12 protein-coding genes are annotated in these 19,319 nt (G+C 58.0%); 7 read left to right on the forward strand and 5 right to left on the reverse strand.

Going from position 1 to position 19,319, the window contains the following annotated elements; all coding sequences use genetic code 11:
- Positions 1-24: 24 nt before the first annotated feature.
- Positions 25-375, forward strand: coding sequence for a DMT family protein (locus Poly24_RS08145; protein ID WP_145093124.1), 351 nt, complete (start codon positions 25-27; stop codon positions 373-375).
- Between the two features lie 332 nt (positions 376-707).
- Positions 708-2,291 (forward strand): arylsulfatase, encoded by a 1,584-nt coding sequence (locus Poly24_RS08150; RefSeq protein ID WP_145093127.1) that lies wholly within the window; start codon positions 708-710, stop codon positions 2,289-2,291.
- Positions 2,292-2,377: 86 nt separating this feature from the next.
- Here the strand turns inward: Poly24_RS08150 and Poly24_RS08155 are convergent, their stop codons facing one another.
- From Poly24_RS08155 to Poly24_RS08175, 5 genes are all read right to left on the reverse strand, one after another.
- Positions 2,378-8,800 (reverse strand): PAS domain S-box protein, encoded by a 6,423-nt coding sequence (locus Poly24_RS08155; RefSeq protein WP_145093130.1) that lies wholly within the window; start codon positions 8,798-8,800, stop codon positions 2,378-2,380.
- A gap of 439 nt (positions 8,801-9,239) precedes the next feature.
- Positions 9,240-9,644, reverse strand: a complete 405-nt coding sequence (locus Poly24_RS08160; protein ID WP_231753519.1) for an ArsR/SmtB family transcription factor — start codon at positions 9,642-9,644, stop codon at positions 9,240-9,242.
- Between the two features lie 119 nt (positions 9,645-9,763).
- Positions 9,764-10,459, reverse strand: coding sequence for an ABC transporter ATP-binding protein (locus Poly24_RS08165; protein WP_145093133.1), 696 nt, complete (start codon positions 10,457-10,459; stop codon positions 9,764-9,766).
- Positions 10,460-10,462: 3 nt separating this feature from the next.
- A complete protein-coding gene (locus Poly24_RS08170; protein ID WP_145093136.1) occupies positions 10,463-11,680 on the reverse strand; it encodes an ABC transporter permease in 1,218 nt (405 codons plus the stop codon).
- Positions 11,681-11,740: 60 nt separating this feature from the next.
- The gene (locus Poly24_RS08175) at positions 11,741-12,568 is read right to left on the reverse strand and encodes a hypothetical protein (RefSeq protein WP_145093139.1); all 828 of its coding nucleotides are present in this window, start codon (positions 12,566-12,568) and stop codon (positions 11,741-11,743) included.
- A gap of 618 nt (positions 12,569-13,186) precedes the next feature.
- Between Poly24_RS08175 and arsB the strand changes: the two genes are divergently transcribed.
- The 5 genes from arsB (at position 13,187) to Poly24_RS08200 (ending at position 19,254) form a co-directional block, all read left to right on the forward strand.
- Positions 13,187-14,452 (forward strand): ACR3 family arsenite efflux transporter, encoded by a 1,266-nt coding sequence (arsB, locus tag Poly24_RS08180; protein WP_145093144.1) that lies wholly within the window; start codon positions 13,187-13,189, stop codon positions 14,450-14,452.
- On the forward strand, positions 14,449-14,697 hold the full coding sequence (locus tag Poly24_RS08185; RefSeq protein WP_145093147.1) for a hypothetical protein: 249 nt from the start codon (positions 14,449-14,451) through the stop codon (positions 14,695-14,697). Before arsB ends, Poly24_RS08185 begins: the two co-directional genes overlap by 4 nt.
- A gap of 80 nt (positions 14,698-14,777) precedes the next feature.
- On the forward strand, positions 14,778-16,352 hold the full coding sequence (locus Poly24_RS08190) for an FAD-dependent oxidoreductase (RefSeq protein WP_145093151.1): 1,575 nt from the start codon (positions 14,778-14,780) through the stop codon (positions 16,350-16,352).
- A gap of 137 nt (positions 16,353-16,489) precedes the next feature.
- Positions 16,490-17,389 carry a hypothetical protein gene (locus tag Poly24_RS08195; RefSeq protein WP_197452413.1) on the forward strand — a complete coding sequence of 300 codons (900 nt, stop codon included), beginning with the start codon at positions 16,490-16,492 and terminating at the stop codon, positions 17,387-17,389.
- Positions 17,386-19,254, forward strand: coding sequence for a hypothetical protein (locus Poly24_RS08200; protein ID WP_231753520.1), 1,869 nt, complete (start codon positions 17,386-17,388; stop codon positions 19,252-19,254). Before Poly24_RS08195 ends, Poly24_RS08200 begins: the two co-directional genes overlap by 4 nt.
- The last annotated feature ends 65 nt before the right edge of the window (positions 19,255-19,319 follow it).

Consider the following 19,319-nt stretch of genomic DNA (forward strand, 5'->3'; position numbering starts at 1 on the left):
CTGTGATCCACGGAGAAAGCGTGCATGGGACCGGTGCTTTGGAAGACAGCGGGCTTGCTTGTTTTGTCGAACGTCTTCATGACGTTCGCTTGGTACGCGCACTTGAAAAATCTTGAGAGTCGACCTTGGATGATCGCGGTCCTTGCGAGTTGGGGGATCGCGTTTTTCGAGTACCTGATTCAAGTTCCAGCGAATCGGCTTGGCTACACCCGATTGGACCTAGGCCAGTTGAAGATCTTGCAGGAAGTGATCACGTTGAGCGTGTTTGTTCCCTTTGCCATCTTCTACATGCATCAGCCGTTGAAATGGGATTACGTGTGGGCAGCACTCTGCATCCTCGCGGCGGTCTACTTTGTCTTCCGATCGGCGTCCTAATCGTTTGCGGTACGCAGACGGCCGTGGGAAGCCAGGTCCGCACCATCCTTCCTGGGACCGCATCCTAAATTGTTGTCCTCCACGTGCCCGGTTGGCAAAGAGGTGATGGTCGATATCGACGGATGGTTTGAGGGCACGTGGTGTCACCGGATTTGGAAACCCGCCTCCGAAGGGAGACGCGGCAGATTGTCGGTGCGATCGCTTCGTTGCACCAAGCGATCGCAAGTGGTATCGGGGAAAGCGAATCACCGCGAACGCGGCACGCGGTTGAGGTACACTAAGATCGCTCGTCTTTCAATTCGTATTCCCGTGTTCGGTCAGGGCATTGTGTCATGTCATCGTTGCGTTGGATCAGTGTTCTGCTGTGGTTGCTCGTCGGTCCCCTAGCAACTGCAGCACAGCCGAATATTTTGCTGGTGATGGCCGACGATTTGGGGTATTCCGATCTGGGATGTTACGGTAGCGAAATCGCAACGCCTCATCTCGACGGCTTGGCCGCGGGGGGCTTACGTTTCACCCAGTTCTACAATACCGGGCGATGTTGGCCGACGCGGGGATCTTTGCTGACCGGGTACTACGCACAACAAATCCGCCGCGATCAAGTGCCAGGGGTGCCAAGTGGGAATCGTGGTAAGCGACCCGCATGGGCGCCTCTGTTGCCTGAAATGCTGAAGCCGGCTGGCTATCGGTCCTATCACTCGGGGAAGTGGCACATCGATTCGATGCCGATCGCGTGCGGCTTCGATCGCTCGTATTACTTGAGCGATCAGGGTCGGTTTTTTAATCCGTTGGTGCATTACGAGGACGATGCCAAGCTGCCACCGGTTCCCAAGGGAACATCGTATTACGGAACGACGGCGATTGCCGATCATGCCATCGCATGTCTCCGACAGCACGCCCAGGATCATTCCGAAGCTCCTTTTTTCCACTACTTGGCCTTTACCGCCCCGCACTTCCCACTGCACGCGCTACCGGAAGACATCGCCAAGTATCGCGATCGTTATCGGTCCGGTTGGGAACAGGTGCGAGGCGAACGTCATTCCAAGCAGCGGCAGTTGGGCTTTCCGTCGATCGCGTTGTCGGAAGTCGAACCGGACGTGGGGCCGCCGTATCCGTTTCCCAAGGCGATGGAAACGCTCGGGGCGGGCGAAGTCAATCGTCCGTTGGCTTGGGACGCGTTGACCGAGCGACAGCAGGAATTTCAGGCGGATAAAATGGCCGTCCATGCGGCGATGATCGATCGGATCGATCAGGAATTGGGGCGAGTATTGGATCAGATTCGCGCGATGGACGCGTTGGAAGAGACGTTGATCCTGTTCCTGTCGGACAACGGTGCCAGTGCGGAGATCATGGTCCGCGCCGACGGCCACGATCCGCAAGCCGCCCCCGGTTCGGCCGATTCGTATCTCTGTTTGGGGCCCGGTTGGTCCACCGTCTCCAACACACCGTTCCGGCGTCATAAGACGTGGGTTCACGAAGGTGGAATCGCCACCCCGTTGATCGTTCATTGGCCGCGAGGCATCGCTGACGGCGGGACCTTCCGGCACACACCGGGGCATGTCATCGACATCGTGCCGACGCTCCTTGAAATCGCCAATGTCCAAGCCGTTGCGTCGCGCCATGCCACCACGGTGCCGCCCCCTCCAGGGAAGAGTTTGCTGCCGATTTTGAATTCAGACCAATCGCTGGACCGTGAATGTTTGTGGTGGTCTCACGAAGGGAACCGCGGCTTGCGGAAAGGGGACTTCAAAGTCGTTGCCGCAGGGAAAGCAGGCGCGTGGGAGTTGTACGACCTGGCAAAAGACCGAGGCGAGCAAAACGACCTCGCCGATCGAAAGCCTGCGGTTCTACAGACGATGATAGCGCTCTGGGAGGCGAAAAACCAGGAGTTTACCACGCAGGCTCGACGACCATAACAAGAGGATGTTGGGGGGTGGTGAAACGGAAACGTTGCCTTTGGCGACGGCTCAACTGTCCTTGACAGAGGCAGCCTGTATTTCAGTTACGCCAACATTTCTGCAATCTTCTGTAGCATGATCGATCTGTCGATCGGCTTTGACAAGTAGTCGTTGCAGCCCGCTTCCAAGCACTTGTTCATATCACCTTGCATGGCGTCGGCCGTTAGCGCGATGATCGGTCCAGAGTATCCGAGCGCGCGGATCTCTTTCGCGGTGGAGTAACCATCGAGCTTTGGCATTTGCATGTCCAACAGGATCAGATCGGGGCTGTCCCCATTGGTTAAACACTGGGTGATGTATTCGACCGCCACGAGGCCGTCTTCGCATTCATCCACCGTAGCGCCCGATTGGGTCAGGATATGCCGGCTTAAGAATCGAATGTCGCGGCGGTCGTCCACGATCAACACGTGACACGTCAACGCGTGCATCGCATCGGCATCCACGGTCGTACCCGTTTCGAGGGCGCGATCGATGGGGTCGTAGTCCACCAAGTCGGAATCGACAATTTTTCCAGTGGCGACGCGGACGGTAAACGTGCTGCCGACGCCAACGGTGCTACGCGCCGAGATGGTATCGCCGAGCATTTCGGCAAGCCGCTGGCTGATCGCCAGTCCCAAACCGGTTCCGCCAAAATTGCGCGTCACGCTGGCATCCCCTTGGTAAAACGGCTTGAATAGCGTGTCCATTTGTTCGGCTGGAATTCCAATCCCCGTATCGATCACATCGAAACGCAACCTTTCCGACGCGGCCTCAAATCGGACACGGATTTCAACGCGTCCTTCCAGCGTAAACTTGATCGCGTTGCCAACCAGATTGATCAAGATTTGCTTCAAACGTTTGGCATCGGAGCTAATCAATTTCGGAAGCTTGCCGTCGTACGTGACGGTCAATTTCAGTTTCTCCTCTTGCGCCCGGACTTCCATGATACTGCGGACATCTTCGATCAATCGATGCGGATCAAAGCGTTCACACTCCACATCCAATTTGCCAGCTTCGATCTTCGACAGGTCGAGGATGTCATTGATGATGTCCAGCAAGTAGTCGCCATTGTGCCGGATGGTTTGCAAGTGCCGCTTCGCTTCCTCGTCCTCCACTAAATCGGCCAGCAATTCGGTATAGCCCAGGATGGCGGTCATGGGAGTCCGAATTTCGTGGGACATGTTGGCAAGAAACGCACTCTTCGATTCGTTTGCGGCTACGGCGACGGCACGCGCTTCTTGCAATGCGGCTTGCGCTTCGTGTCGGTCGTGGGCATCGATCACGGAGCCGACGTAGCCGACAAAACCACCCGACTCATCGAATCTTGGCTGGCCGGCGTCGATCGCCCAGCGATAGCTTCCATCGGCACACCGCAAGCGGAAATCCAATTCGAAGGATTCGTACTTTTCTGCCGCGGCAAGAAAGGCATCACGCGCCGGCTGTTGGTCGTCGGGATGGAGCGTTTCAAGCCATCCAAACTCCAATCCTTCCAGGGCGGGTTGGCCCGTGTAATCACTCCAGCGTTGCGACAGGAAGGTGCAATGATGATTCGGGTCGGTCACCCAAATCATCGCGGGGGCGGCATTGGCCATATTGCGGAAGCGTTGTTCGCTGTCGCGAATCCGCTCCTGCGTCTCTTTTTGCTCGGTGATATCCCAGTTCAATCCATGCATCGCGGCGACGGTTCCGTCGTGATCGCGAATCACGGTTCCAACGGCAGCCAGCCAACGAATGCTTCCGTCAGGCAACCGAATTCGAAACTCCGCATCGTAGTCGTCCTCACCATCGGTCGCTCGCTTCCACGTTGCTTGCAGCATCGGTAGATCGTCGGGATGGACGCATTCGAAAAAATACTCCGGTGACGGAGACGTCGCCGGCGGAACGCCTAACAATTCAAACAGTTGGGGATCCCAATGGCTCTTTTCAGGCGTCCATTCCCAAGCGGCCATTCGTCCGGCACGCAGTGCCATCGAAACACGACGTTCGTTGTCCATCAGTTGTTGTTGGGCACGATAGCGATCGCGAATGTCAACGCCCGAAGGAATCAGGTACTCCACCTCGCCATTGGCATCGGTCACCGGCGCGATCATGAAGTCGATCATCACGCCTTCGTCACCGTGGGCAAACAGTGACACGTCGTAACGCACGACCTCCCCCTGCATCGCCCGCTGCATTGTTTCACGCATTTTGGCGGCAACCGCCGGATCGTAACTCCACCATGGCGCTTCGGCAAAATGCTTTCCGACGACCTCTTCACGTCGCGTGTGTGCGATCTTCAAAGAACGGTCGTCGACCTCCAGAAGGATCCCATTGCGGTCGATGACGCCGACCAGCCCCAATTGGTTGTTGATCACGCGACGCAGGTGCGCCTCCCGATTCGCCAACTCCTCTTCGGATCGCGCTCGTTCAATCCGTAGCCCCACGCGCTCGGCGACTTCCTGCAGCAACCGCCGTTCATCGGTTTGCCAGGTGTGCTGTTCGGCGTGCACAGCAGAGATAACAAACATCGCGCCGCGATCGGTCACGTAGGCGGAATTACAAAATGCGGCGACGTTGAACGCGCGGAAGTTGTCGGTCAGTTGAACGCTTCGCTGCGGGCTGCGGATGTCGCTCGAAAGCACCTGTTGGCCTGCGAGCAGCGCGGCCCGTTCGGCTTCATCGTGGAAGGCTCGTACCGCATGTCTGCCCACCATGCTCGGCTGATCGCCATTGCGATGGTCGCAGAGAATGTCGGCGGTTTCTCCGTGGGCATCAAATTCCACAAACATGCATCGGGACAATCCGAGGTGTTGGGCGATCATGCGTGTCGACACCGCCATCAGCTCTGAAACTGCCGTCACCGGCATCAACTGAGTCTGCAAATCGGAAAGAAACGCGAGGCTCAGTTCATCGATTTTCCGCGCCGAAATATCTTGCAACAGCCCGGTGACATGCAGCGGATTCCCGTGCGGATCGCGATGAATCACGCCGCGCGATTCCACCCAAATCGTGCGGCCATCCTGAGGGCGAATCAAGCGGAATTCAACCAAATGGTCGTCGGACGGACTGGCCAATTCCTTCTCGGCTTCTGCCTTAACGAATTCTCGATCCTCGGGATGGATCAGCTGCCAGCAACTGGTGACGGTTCCGTCAAACTGGTCGGGGCGACAACCGTACATGGTGTAAACCATCTCGGACCATTCAACCCGTTGCGTCTGAATGTCCCACTTGAACGATCCCATTTTGCCCGCATCGAGGGCGAGGGTCAGGAACTGCTCCCGCTCGATCACCGCAGCTTCCACCGCACGTCGTTCGCTGATATCGACACCCGACGGAATGAGATAAGAAATCGATCCGTCGCTTGCCCGAACGGGACTGATCATGAAGTCGATGGTCATCCGTGTATCGCCCGCCATCCGGGCTTCGACGTCGTAGCGAACGACCTTGCCCGTGGCGGCTTGCCGTACGGCGTCTTGCAGTTTCTCGATGGATTCCTGGCCAAAGTTCCACCAATAGCAATCCCAGAACTTGCGTCCAATGACTTGGCTTCGGTCGACGCCTCCCGCGTGGATCGCCACCGCATTGGCCTCCAACAGCGTCCCATCGACGTCCAACACTCCGATGAAAAAGAGCGTATGGTCGATCACGCTACGCAGGTGGGATTCCCGATCGCTCAGTTCCAGTTCCCAATGCTTGCGGTCGGTAATGTCACTGGCAACCGCAGTGATACTCAGGGGGTGATTGAAAGCATCCCGAACAATCACGCCGCGCCCCGACGTCCAAATCGTCCGTTGGTCGTCGCCGCGAGTGATTCGGAAATCCATTTCATAGGCGCGGCAATTTCCCGTGAAAATAGCCTCGAGCTTCTGCGTAACGTAGGCGCGATCGTCGATGTGAACAATCTGCAAGAAGCTGTCGCGCGTTGCTTGGAACTCTTCCTTGGCAAAGCCAAAGATTTCGTACAGTTGATCGGACCACGTGACGCGGTCAGCCCCGACATCCCAGTGCCATGTCCCCAGACGGCCTGCCCCCAGCGCCAGATTCAACCGCTGCTCCCGATCTAGCAACTGTTGTTCGGATTCCTTGCGAGCGATGCATTGCGCGATCGCATCGGCCATCGGCATTAATTGTTCAAAGCCTTCCTTCGCCAGCGTGTGTTTGGCAAACAACGCCATGACTCCCACGACGCGATGTTCGACGACCAAAGGCAGCCCAGCAAACGCTACCATGCCTTCCCGTGAGGCCCACTGAGGATCACTGATGTTGGATTCGTTCGCGACGTCGTTGCTCAGCAAAGGTTCTTGGGTTGCCGCGATGCGTCCTATCTTCCACTGACCCATCGGAATGCGAGCATGCGAACCATCCAAGTGCGTGTACATTCCGGCGCTGGCCGTCAGATACAGCACTTGTTCCTGTTCGTTCAGCAACCAAACCCGCGCAAAAGCCGCGTCGAGCCCTTCGACGATCCGCTGACAACAGGTGTTGAGGATCTCACAAAGCGGAGCTTCGCCAGCGAGGGATACCGCCAACGACGCATGCAGCGCGGCGAGTTCGGCACGTTCGTGGAGGATCGCTTCGGCATGCTTGCGATCCGTGATGTCCCTTAGATACCCGGTGAAGAACGGTAAGCCATCGCGACCCAGCGAGACGCTCATCGCCAATTCGATGGGAAACAGGCTGCCGTCGGCGCGTTGCGCTGTTAATTCGACACGTTGCCCCATCAAAGAGGACTGTCCGGTCTGAAGGAAGCGCGCCAATCCGTTTTCGTGTGCTTCGCGAAACGCTTCGGGGATCACGACTTCGGACAGCACCCGACCAACAACTTCCGACGCGGCATACCCAAACGTGCGTTCCGCAGCGGGATTGAAGTCGACGATGCGTCCGTGGGTATCCATCGTGATCACGCAGTCGATCGCTGATTCGAGAATCGCCGACTTCCGTGCCTCTTCGTCGCGGATGGTGTCCGAGAGTCGACGTTGCCGAATAAATTGTCCGATTTCGTATCCAACCGCCCCCAGTAGCTGCAGCAGTTCGGGTTCTCGCGTGAGCTGCCGAGCTGTAAAGATTTCGATGACGCCTTTGAACTTGCGGCCCACGATGATGGGAGTCGCCACCGCGCTGGTCAATTCACAAGCGCGAGCGGCGACCGATCGAACGATCCCCGCAGTGTTTTGAACGTCCTCGACCCAGACCGGTTCACGATCATTCCATGCTTGGCCGGGCAACCCTTCGCCCAAAGCGAGCCGCGTGTTACGGCTGACTTCTACGAACGGTTGCAACGAGCTATCGTTAACATCGGTCTCGACGCACGTCAGAAATTTTCCCTGTTCATCAATTCTCCAAAGCGAGCAGACTTCGGCTGACAAGGAGACCCGTAGCGCTTCAAGAACTTTTGGGATCACCGTTTCAAACGATTCCGCATCCGCCAGGAGTTTGGTCACTCCGTGTGCCGCAGCAAGTCGCATCCGCAACCGGTGTTGTTCCGTGATTTCGTAGAACGTGACGACAAACCCACCATCGCGCGGCGTCGTGTTGCGATAGGTTTGAACCCGTCTCAAGAACCAACGCCCATCCTGTGTTTCCACTTCCTCTTCGACAGGTCCGTTGGCCACGCGGGACGCCGCCTCCTGAATCGAAGGCATCTCGATCGCATTGTGCGTCACCGTCTCCAAGGGGTTGCCGATATCCGATGTGGTCAGCGGGTAGAGCGACGTCACACCTGGTGTAAAGCTGCGAATCCGAAAGTCGTTGTCGAGAAACAGAATGGCAAGATTGGTACTTTCCAAGAGAGACGTTGGATCGACTTGGCATGGTTCGATGCGTTGGCATCCCGATTCCGCTTTGCCGTCGCGCGGTGCATGATCGTCGCCGTCGCAGGATCCGCACTGCGCCGTCTCCGTCTTGTGGTCGCCAACGGATTGTTCGCGTTGAAGAGGTGCGATCCGTTTCCAGCGAGCCGCGTGTTTGCGAATCACTCCAGCGATCTTTGCGGCGGGCATGACGACGTCGACTACGGATTTTATGGCGCCGCTGACCGATTGCGTGTCGAATGCGAATGTCATCCCACCGGCATCGTCTATCGATTGCAAGCCGATGGTCCCCCACTGGCCAGAACCCGAGACGATTCCCCCCACTCCGTATTCGCCCCGCTGTTGCGCTATCGAATCGAAGAGGTGGTCGATCGGATCGGTTGCTTTGAGAGGGCGTTGGGGATCAGCAATCGCGAGCATATTGCCTCGCAATTCAAGCACCACTTCCGGTGCGGCAATGTAGAGACAGCCCGGTTTGAGCAGCACCTGTTGAACGACCTCCACAACAGGCAGGGACGTGTGTCGCCGCAGTCGGTCCGTCGACAACCAAACTCCGTTGGCCTCGGCGGCCTGGTTGACCACGATCGCGATATCGAAGGCATCGCCTAAACCATCGAGAAAGGCCTCGAAAGCTAGAATCCCCGCTTGGGAGATACCTACGCCAACAACAAGGGGCGTCCAGTGCGATCGATCACTCATTAGAACGCTCGCAAAGAGAAGAAGTGCAGCACAGGGAGACTCTGGTAAATCAAATGGCGAGCGTCATTGCGATTTTGGATCTGTCTTGGAAGCGACGGTGCGCGAGCAAGCGGGTTTATCGGCGCTGGCAGGCAAGTGTCCCATCCACCGTTAAAACACCTGCTGACGACGGGTATTTCATTGTATCAACCGCGAACGCAAAGGCGCGTACCGGGGAATGCGGTTGGGATTGTTTCGGGCGCGCGTCGCTACGGCCACTGGCATTTATAATCCATCGACAAAAAGAGGGCGAGCCGTTCGATGGAGCGCGCGTTTACCGATAGCTGGCCTCCCGCGTTGCCGAATCTTCCGTGTTTGCCGGTCGCCGACTGTGCAGTCCCAGCTCGCTCGTTTCCGTCGTGTGCGCGATCGGCTGAAGCCTTTACTCCAACGCACACAGCTATTCGCAGCAGCCGCCTTCTGCTTTGAGCTGCTTGGCGCGGCGGGTGTCTTGCTGCAGTTCGGGGACGTCGTCGAAACAGTCGGCGAGGCAGTCGTACAGCTTTTGCTGGAAACAGGACTGCGCCGGGGCGAGCGAATAGTGCGACCAGAGCCCATCCTTGCGGACGTCGACAAGGTTCGCTTTCCGCAGATAGGCCAGGTGTCGCGAGACGGTTGGCTGAGGTAGCTGCAGGATCTCGACAAGGTTCCCCACGCAGATCTCGTCGTCGACCAATAGATGCAGGATGCGCAGCCGCGTGCTGTCAGCAAACGCCCGAAAAACCGTGTTGATCTGTTCGCCGATCGCCGCCAGCGGAACGGTCGACATGTCGCTCAGAGGCTGTTGGTCGGTCGTGGTACTCATAGCCCAGTGGCCCTTCCGAATGATTGAACGGCAGTCGCGTAGTCCCGATCGCCATGATGCATTTTGTCGCAGCATTGTAACGGGGGGTACGCGACTGGTTCAACCTCGTAATTTTCAGACTACGCGGCACCCACCGCCTGCAACGACGCGCGATCGTCGACGATCTTGCCGTTGCGGAGCTTCAAGACGCGTTTCGCACGCTCGGCCGCGGCCGGGCTGTGCGTCACCATCACGATCGTCCGCCCCTCGCGATTGAATTCCTCGAAGTAACCAATCACCTGCTCGGTCGTCTCGGGATCCAAGTTCCCGGTCGGTTCGTCTGCCAAAATGATGGCCGGATCGTTGGCCAACATCCGCGCCAAAGCGACGCGCTGCTGTTGTCCGACACTCAGTTCGGTCGGTTTGTGATGCAATCGATCTCCCAAACCAACCCGCGCCAACAGCTCCGCCGCCCGATCGGCTTGCTCCGATTCGGCGGTTCCCGAAAGGTAGAGCGGAATCTGGACGTTCTCTTGAGCCGAAAGGTACGGGATCAAATTAAACGTCTGAAAAACGAAACCGATGTTTGCCTTCCGCATCCGAGCGCGGCCGTCGGCATTTAGATCGTACATCGATTCGCCGTTCAGCAGCACGCGCCCCGACGTCGGCGAGAGCATCCCGCCGAGCATCACCAACAGCGAGCTTTTGCCGCTGCCGCTGGGCCCGATCAACGAGACAAAATCTCCCTCGGGAATCTCGAGCGTCGCATCGTCCAGTGCCACGACGCGCTGCCCGTGCATCTGGTAAGTCTTCGTTACATTTTCCATCGATAACATGGTTCAAACCTCTTGAAAGGATGTGACGGGATCGAGTCGAGCCGCATTGCGTGCGGGAAAGTAGCTGGCCAGCAGCGTCGTGCCGACGGAGATTCCGATCGCCCACAACGCCAAGACCGGCATCGGGAGCACGGGGACGTTCGCCAGGCGTGGGCCAAGGGTGACCGCCAGCGTGGTTCCGATCAAAAATCCACCCACGCCGCCAGCAATTCCCAACAACAACGCCTTGAGCAAAAAGATCCGCAGGATCAGATTCGACTCCGCCCCCAGCGACATCAGCGTGCCGATTTCGCGGCGGCGTTCGTAGACGTTGGCAAACATGAAGTTCGCAATCCCCGCTCCGCCGATCACGACGATGATCGCAACAAAAATCATCGACAGCTGCTCCATCATGCCGTTGACTTTGGTCTGCGTCGCGACGACCTGAGTCACCGTGACGACCTTCGCCTCGGGGAGCAACTTGTTGACGTTGTCGACAAGCCCGGCCGAGATCTCTTTGCAGCAGCCGACGATCTCGATGCAGCTGACGACCGCCTCTTTGCCCGCCATCTCCTGCACGGTGTGCAGGTGAGCGAAGATCCGCGAATCGTCGACAGTTCCCGTTTCGGGCAACACCGCGACGACCGAGAACTGCTTGCCCATCAAATCGAGTTTTTGGCCTTCCTCGATCCCCAGGACCGACGCGGTATCGGCGCCGACCAACGCTTCATCGGTCGCCAGATCGTCGATCACGCGATTGCGAACCAAGGTTTTCTTGTCCTCGGGCTCTTCAGTGATGCCGACGTCGATCGCGCCGCAACCGATCGGTCGCGAAAAGATCCCTGCACCGCCCCAAGCCGCTTTGGCCTGGAACTCACTCTTGGGCAGGATTCCGGTCAGCGTGAACTGACGCCCGTCCAAGTCGACAGGCACGCACAACTTGGGCGACAGGTTGTCGACGCCAGCGAGATTCGACATCGTCAGTCGCAGCGCGTATTCCTCGGGAATCGTCTCGTTGTGCATGTCGGCCGAGTAGTAGTCCTGCAGCGTGACCGACTTGGGGAGAACCAACACGTTGGCTCCCAAGCTGTCCATCTCCCGCGCCACAGCCATCTCGGAATAGTAGGTGATATTTTTGATGGCGATCACGGTGGTGATCCCCAACAAAATTCCAACAAAGATCGTGATCATCTGGCTCTTCCGCTCGAAGAGCTCTCGCCAGACTAGTTTCGTAAGGTTCATGCCGTTGGCTCCATTGACTCTGAATCGATAACGTGTTGTTCTACTGTACCGTCGAGACGTCTACTTCTTGGCGGGAGCGCAATTTCCGCCGGGGCAACATTGCTGGCCTGGAGCGCATTTGCCGTCGGGGCAACAGGAGGAACTGGCAGCGGTCAACCGTTGGATGATCTGATCTTTCGTCGCCGTTTCAGCGATCGTCGCGACCGGCTGTCCCGCAGGCGTCAAGACAACCAGGACTCCGTTGCCGGCGGACGTATCGACCTTCAACGACTGAAGAAAGCTATGCTCCGAAGCATCGGCTGGATCGATGTTGACGATCTGAGTCGATCCGGCGAAGCGTTCGTCCTGCGTCAACTCGCGTGCACCTTGGAAAGCGGCGGCGTCGATCTTTTCCTTCACGCAGACCAAAACCAACTTGCGGTCCTGCATCGCCTTCATGCAGTCAGCGGTTCCAGGACTGACGACAGCTTCTTGCAACTGCTTTTCGTTAAACGAAACGGGCAGCCCTTGCGTGACGGCACCGTTGGGAGCGATCGCCAGCGACAGAGGCATCGGAGCGCGGCTGACACCAAACTTTTGCACGATCGATGCGTTGCTTGGATCGGTGATATTCACACGGATCGCATTGGCGACATCCGCCATCTGTCCGGTCGCTTGGTCGAACACGCCCTGCATCGATTGTGTCTGTTGGTCGTCCTGTTTATAGAAATAGACGAACAGATACTTTCCGTCGCGAGCTGCGTTGTGCAACGCCGCGTCGGCGGGGCCTGCCGCCACGCTCGTTAACGAGGCGTTTTGCTGAGCTGTTGCCGAGTTGGTCACTGTCAGCGCGAGCGCGGCCAGGATCAAAGCGGTAAGCGTTCGAACGTGCAATTGTGTGCGTTTCATCTGAAAATCCTTCGCGTTGGAGAAACGGAATCCCCTCTGATCCGAACGGAGTGGGATAGCGGTGGGGCTTGTGGTTCCATGAAGCATATCCGCCTGGGCGAATATTTAGGGCATATTCGTCTGTGGGTATATAGGAAGTTCAGCAGAATCTGAAAAAAGCCGAGGCCAGGGGAACGTGACAGATGGCGTGCTAGCGGGGGGAGCGTATTCCGGCACCCCGCATTTTCCGGAGGCGAGGCGTTTGCTTGCGCTCTGGTAGAACGCAGTCAAAATTTTTTTTGCGGGTGGTCCTCTTTCCGCACTTTCGCAGAGTGGAAGGCCCTTACTAGCACGAAGCGTAAGCGAGTGTCAGGAATATCGCTCGCGCTTCGCGCTGGTATGCCATTACCTGCGCCACTCCCGATGGAGAACGGGATTTCAGCTAACCACGCGCTGCAAGGCCATTTGACTTCCGCTGGAATAGACTGTAGTCTTCAATCGTTGATCGCCGATGAACGGCGTTGGATGTGGTGGCGAGCGTTTTGTGCCGCAGCAGTCCCCCCCACGGCATTTTTTTTGAGTTAGGCAATCGTTTATCGGCGATGCGCGTTTTAACTAGGCACTCAGTGAGAAGAGCAAATGGACGAAACATCGAGTTGTCCCGGAAACGTCACGCCAACCTCCGGGGGCGGAATCGGCTTCTTTGAGCGCTACCTCACGGTCTGGGTTGGATTGTGCATCGTCGCGGGAATCGTGCTGGGCAAGGTCGCCCCCGGTGTGGCGAAGTCGCTCGACGCGATGGCGATCTATTCCGGGGACGCTCCGGTCGTCTCGATACCGATCGCGATCTGTCTGTTCTTCATGATGTTCCCGATCATGGTCAAGATCGACTTTGGCGAAGTGGTTCGCGCGGGGAAGGCGATCAAGCCGGTTGGCTTGACGCTTCTGATCAACTGGGCGATCAAACCGTTCACGATGTACGCGATCGCTAGCTTTTTCCTGGGAACCCTTTTCCTTGGACTGATCGGTCCCGATGCGGTTGATTTTGTCAAAGCGCCGCTGGGCGTGGATGTCGAAGTGGGAGCGACCTACGGTGCCGGCGAAGTTGTCCTCGTCGACGGGGTGAAGATGCTGCAGGTTCCGCTGTGGCGCAGCTATCTCGCCGGATGCATTTTGTTGGGAATCGCTCCCTGCACCGCGATGGTCTTGGTCTGGGGGTATCTCGCAAAAGGAAACGACGGGCACACGCTGATCATGGTGGCGATCAATTCGCTGACGATGTTGGTGCTGTACGGTGTGCTGGGAGGTTTTCTGTTGGGAGTCGGCCAGTTGCCCGTTCCGTGGAAGGCGTTGTTGCTGTCGATCGCGGTCTACGTCGCGCTCCCCTTGGTAACAGGATATTTCACGCGGAAGTGGTTGTTCGCGATGAAGGGGGAGGTGTGGTTCCGAGAGCGGTTCTTGCGGTACCTGAGCCCCGTTACCACGACGGCGCTGTTGGCGACCTTGGTCCTGCTGTTCTCCTTCAAAGGGGAAACGATCGTCGCGAACCCGCTGACGATCCTTTGGATCGCGATTCCGTTGACCCTGCAAACGATTTTGATCTTCGCACTCGGATACGGACTCTCAAAGGCACTTGGATTCAATTACGAAACCGCGGCACCGACCGCCATGATCGGCGCTTCAAATCACTTCGAAGTCGCAATCGCCACGGCGACGATGTTGTACGGGCTCTCCTCCGGGGCTGCACTGGCAACGGTTGTCGGCGTGTTGATCGAAGTCCCCTTGATGCTTGCGTTGGTGAAGTTCTGCCTGACGACCCAAGGTTGGTTTGGGGACGCATCCAGCAATACGACCGACGAACGTCAGGTACTGCCACAGCAAAAAGGATTGGAGGTTCAACGATGAATGACACAGAACATAAAGCATGTTATGGAAACATCTTCCCGCGTCATATCGGCTCGGGAGATCCGGTGGGCAAAGTTTTTTCGATCCGGACTGAGCCGTCGTCCGGAATGATCCGGACCAAGCCCCGCGTCGAGACCGATGTCAAGCAATGGGATGCGTGTCGGAAGTGTCCTGAGTTCGAATCCTGTTATCAGTTGTCGATGGCATCGATCGCGATGGAAACCGCTGTTGCGAGCCACTATTGAGCGTGTGTAAAGCATGTTTCGTTTGGCGGCTTGCTGTAACGACTCCATAGAATCCAACCCACATCATCGAAGGTCACATCATGAATCAACCTCAATCTTCGCGCCGTGACTTTATCCTCGCTACCGAAAGCCTTTATCGACCGGCGGCACAGCCGGCGGCTCCCGTCAGTCCAGCCGCTGATGGGGCGAGTTGCTGTGGTCCGGTCCCGATCGGTTTAAATGGCGACAGCTGCTCGCCCGCGAACGAAACACCTGCCGCTTCGTGCTGCGGAACCGCCGACGCGGCCGAACCGACATCGATATCCAACCTCGCGCCGCTGCCCAAGCCAGCGGTCCCGTCGGCATGCGAGAGTTCGCTTCCAGTGGCGATCATCGGCGCCGGACCGATTGGACTTGCCGCCGCGGCAAATCTCGTCGAACGAGGGCAAAAGTTTGTGATCCTGGAGGCCGGCTCGCAGGTCGCCGCCGGCATTCGATCTTGGGGGCACGTGCGGTTATTTACGCCGTGGTCCTACCTGATCGACCCCGCCGGGCAAAGACTGCTGGAGACGGAATCGACCTGGCAGCAGCCCGAGGGAGCTTACGTTCCTTATGCGGCAGAATTTGTCGAAACGTTTCTCGATCCGTTGGCCGCACACTCGGGCATCGCGCCTCATATCCGTTTAAATCACAAAGTCGTCTCGGTGTCGCGAGAGGGACATGACCGGATGAAAGACGGTCGCCGCAACGCAGCCAGTTTTATGATCGTCACCGAAACGCCGGCAGGGGCCCAACGCTTCTATGCCCGCGCTGTCATCGACGCTTCGGGAACTTTGAACGATCCCAATCCGATGGGAGCGGGAGGGATTCCGGCCGACGGCGAGCAACAGTTTCAAGCGAACATCCGCTACGGGATGCCCGACATTCTTGGGATCGACCGCGACCGCTACGCCGGCAAACGCGTCCTCGTTGTCGGCTCGGGGCACTCCGCGACCGGAAACGTGTTGAGTCTCGTCGAACTGGCGAAAGCATCGCCGACAACTTTGGTCGCCTGGGCAGTGCGGCGCAACAACCCGGCCAAGCTTTGGGGCGGGGGAAGTGCCGACGAAATCGCGGAGCGTGGCGCTCTCGGAACTCGAGTAAAACAAGCGGTCGAGGACGGAAGCGTCTCGCTGTTGACGGGCCTATCGATCGGAGCGGTCGAGCAACATGGCGACGGTCTTGCGGTCAGCGACCTGCAGGGAAATCCGCAAGTCGTCGTCGACGAGATCATCGTCTCCGCCGGCTCGCGCCCCAACTTGGCCATGCTGCGAGAACTGCGTCTGGAACTGGATCCCGCAACCGAAGCGACCAAAACGCTGGGACCTCTGATCGATCCGAACCGGCACAGCTGCGGATCGGTGCCGCCTCATGGCGCTGCCGAACTGCGGCACCCCGAAACCGGATTCTACGTGGCGGGGATGAAAAGCTACGGGCGTGCGCCGACCTTCTTAATGATGACCGGCTACGAACAGGTCCGTTCGATCGTTGCCGAACTTGCCGGCGATCTCAAGGCGGCTCGAGACGTCCACCTGGAACTCCCTTCCACCGGCGTCTGTTCGACCGATCTGGCGTTCCAGGACGATGCCGCCCCATCGTGTGGGAACTCCTCGGGACAAGTGGGCGTTTCAAATTAAGTCAGCGATGTCGGATGTTCGCTTGCACTGAACGCAAACGTGGGCTGGCCGCGTTTGTCGTTTACCTTGCTGGATCAATTCGCTGCAGAATAGAATAGGAGTTCCCCAGTAACTGTTAACGCTATTCTTGGCCCGACGTGACCCCACCGAATCCGACCAACCTGCCGACCGTCTGTCTCCGTTTGGGGGCGTTTCTTTGCTTCGCCGGTTGGACCTGGGTGCATTATTATTGGGAGGCGCCCTACGGCGTGCTGCTGTGGCACGACGCGACCTTCGAATTCGCCTCGCGTCTGGGACTGACGTGGGAGGAGTTTGTTGGTGACGGGATCAACGAGGGTTTCGTGCAGCAATGGATCGCGAAACTCTGGTGGCTCTACCTGGCCTGCACTCTCTTGACGCTCACCGTCCGCCCAAAGTCATGGCTTCAGATGGGCGGCTTGGTTCTGGGCAGCGGCCTGATGGTCGTGCTCAGCTACGCCGCTTACGTTGCGTCGCAAAACCAGTTGCCGATGTTCATCGAACACGGCGGGCAGATGCTCAGTCCGATCCTGTTGGTCATGGCGTTGGCTCTCGGGGTGCGGCACCGCGCGACGGTGATCACCGCGATCGTCGCCGTCATCCTGACCTTCGCGGGCCACGGCAGTTATGCCCTCGGGCTGTGGCCGACGCCCGGGAACTTCTATGCCATGACGACGCTGATCCTCGGCGTCGAATACCCCACCGCGCAAACGATGCTGCGAATCGCAGGAGTTCTGGACTTTGTGGTCTGCATCGGAATCTGCATTCCCTATCTGCGCCGCCCGGCCGCGTTGTACGCCAGCCTCTGGGGATTCTTGACAGCGATCGCCCGGCCGGTTGCCGGCATGTCGTGGGGACTCAACTACTGGGGCGCCGATCAATACTTGCACGAAGCGGTCTTGCGGGCACCACACTGTTTGATCCCGCTGTGTCTGTTTTTATTGTGGGGGCAACCACCTTCGACAGACAATTTAGATAAACTAGAGCCGACTGACTCCGAACCCATGGGAAACGAATGAAGCCGCAAAACGACAACCATCGAATGCTCTACAAATCACTTGCGCTCGGAGCTCTGGCGATCCTCCTCGCCGCGACGCCGCTGCTGGCTCAGCCGGGGGCAAAGAGAAACCCTCGACGCAATCTGTTAGCGATTCCCGAGGTGGAGCGTAGCGAAGTCATTTGTTTTGCGCTTTACACCGTTCACGACGACACGCTCAAGTTGACAGCCCAGTTGTATCCGTTGGAATCGAGCGACGACCGAACCGTTCGTCTGGAAATCGAAAAGGACGGAAAGTGGGTCGAAGTCGCCCAAACCAAGGTGATCGAAACGGGCTGGACGGCGCCGTTCCGCGTCGAGAACTGGGACGACACGCAACAACGCAAATATCGTGTGCTGCATGGTCCCAAAGCGACCTACGAAGGGATCATCCGCAAGAACCCCATCGACAAAGATGAGATCGTCGTCGCTGGCTTTACCGGCAACTCGATCCAACCGGCTCACGGCGGCGACATCTCTCGACAAGACCTGATCGACAACGTGAATCGAATCGACGCCGACGTCTTGTTCTTCTCTGGCGATCAAGTCTACGACCACAACCGTCACTACGCCGCGTGGCTGAAGTTTGGCCGCGATTTTGGCGAGATCATCAAAGACCGACCGACCCTTTGTCTACCCGACGATCACGATGTGGGGCAGCCGAACTTGTGGGGTGAGAACGGCAAGATCTCGACGCTCAGCGGCAATGCCGACGGTGGCTATCGCCAACCGGGAGTCTATGTGCAGGAAGTCGAACGAGCTCAGACCAGCCATTTCCCCGATCCCGTCCATCCGCGAAAGATCGGTCAAGGGATCGGAGTCTATTACACCAACTTGAACTGGGGCAACATCGACTTTGCGATCCTTGAGGACCGCAAATTCAAATCGGGACCGGCCGGCCGCGTTCCTAAGCAGGGACCGCGTCCCGACCACATTCGCAACCCGGAATACGATCCGGCCAGTGTCGACGTCGACGGCGCGGTTCTACTTGGCCAGCAGCAACTCGATTTCCTCGATGCGTGGGCGGCCGATTGGCACCAGGCCAAGATGAAAGTTGCGCTGTCGCAAACGATCTTCTGCGGCGGAGCTCACATTCACGGCGCCGCCAACGGCCGACTGCATGCCGACATGGACTCCAACGGCTGGCCACAAACCGGCCGCAACAAGGCCCTGAAATCGCTTCGCAAAGCGTTCGCCTTCCACTATGCCGGCGATCAACACCTCGGCACCCTCTTCCATCATGGCGTCGACGAATACCGCGACGCCGTCTGGTCGTTTTGTGTTCCCTCGATCGCGAACCTCTATCTGCGTTGGTGGGAGCCGGTGGAACCGGGTGCGAACCGCGAACCCGGTAGCCCCGAATACACCGGAGACCAACTGGACGGCTTCGGCAACAAGGTCACCAACTACGCCGCCGCGAATCCCGAAAAGATGCCCGCCGGAAATCTGCTGAACACCCGTGCCGCCGGCTTCGGCATTGTTCGCCTGAACACGAAGACGCGCGAGATCACGATGGAGTGTTGGCCGCGGAATGTCGACGTGACCGATCCGTCGGCCAAACAGTATCTCGGCTGGCCGCGGACGATCTCGCAATTCGACAACTACAATCCGCCCTCCTGGGGGAAGCTGGGTGAGTTGACGTTTGACGTCGATTCACCGGTCGTCCAGTTGGTTGATGCCGCCAACGGCGAAGTTCTCTACACGGTCCGCGTCAATGGTAAAAGCTTTGTTCCCGGCGCTCCGAAGGGCAAAGCCTTCCACGTCAAAGTTGGCAAGGACAAACCCGATACGATCGTGGTCAAAGACGCCCAAGTCGGCGGACCGGTTCAATCGGTTCAGGTGAAGTAGCGAGACAGACGGTGGTTGCGCGTGGACGCGCAACCACCGACTATGTCCGTAGGCGTCGTGGCGAT

The sequence above is a fragment of the Rosistilla carotiformis genome (genome assembly GCF_007753095.1).
Classification (GTDB): Bacteria; Planctomycetota; Planctomycetia; order Pirellulales; family Pirellulaceae; genus Rosistilla; species Rosistilla carotiformis.

Bases quoted from the DNA above. Each gene is read 5' to 3' on its own strand.
- Poly24_RS08155 (WP_145093130.1), bottom strand. From the start codon at position 8,800: ATGAGTGATCGATCGCACTGGACGCCCCTTGTTGTTGGCGTAGGTATC.
- Poly24_RS08165 (WP_145093133.1), bottom strand. From the start codon at position 10,459: ATGTTATCGATGGAAAATGTAACGAAGACTTACCAGATGCACGGGCAG.
- Poly24_RS08170 (WP_145093136.1), bottom strand. From the start codon at position 11,680: ATGAACCTTACGAAACTAGTCTGGCGAGAGCTCTTCGAGCGGAAGAGC.
- Poly24_RS08185 (WP_145093147.1), top strand. From the start codon at position 14,449: ATGAATGACACAGAACATAAAGCATGTTATGGAAACATCTTCCCGCGT.
- Poly24_RS08175 (WP_145093139.1), bottom strand. From the start codon at position 12,568: ATGAAACGCACACAATTGCACGTTCGAACGCTTACCGCTTTGATCCTG.
- Poly24_RS08160 (WP_231753519.1), bottom strand. From the start codon at position 9,644: ATGAGTACCACGACCGACCAACAGCCTCTGAGCGACATGTCGACCGTT.
- Poly24_RS08150 (WP_145093127.1), top strand. From the start codon at position 708: ATGTCATCGTTGCGTTGGATCAGTGTTCTGCTGTGGTTGCTCGTCGGT.
- Poly24_RS08190 (WP_145093151.1), top strand. From the start codon at position 14,778: ATGAATCAACCTCAATCTTCGCGCCGTGACTTTATCCTCGCTACCGAA.
- Poly24_RS08200 (WP_231753520.1), top strand. From the start codon at position 17,386: ATGAAGCCGCAAAACGACAACCATCGAATGCTCTACAAATCACTTGCG.
- Poly24_RS08145 (WP_145093124.1), top strand. From the start codon at position 25: ATGGGACCGGTGCTTTGGAAGACAGCGGGCTTGCTTGTTTTGTCGAAC.
- arsB (WP_145093144.1), top strand. From the start codon at position 13,187: ATGGACGAAACATCGAGTTGTCCCGGAAACGTCACGCCAACCTCCGGG.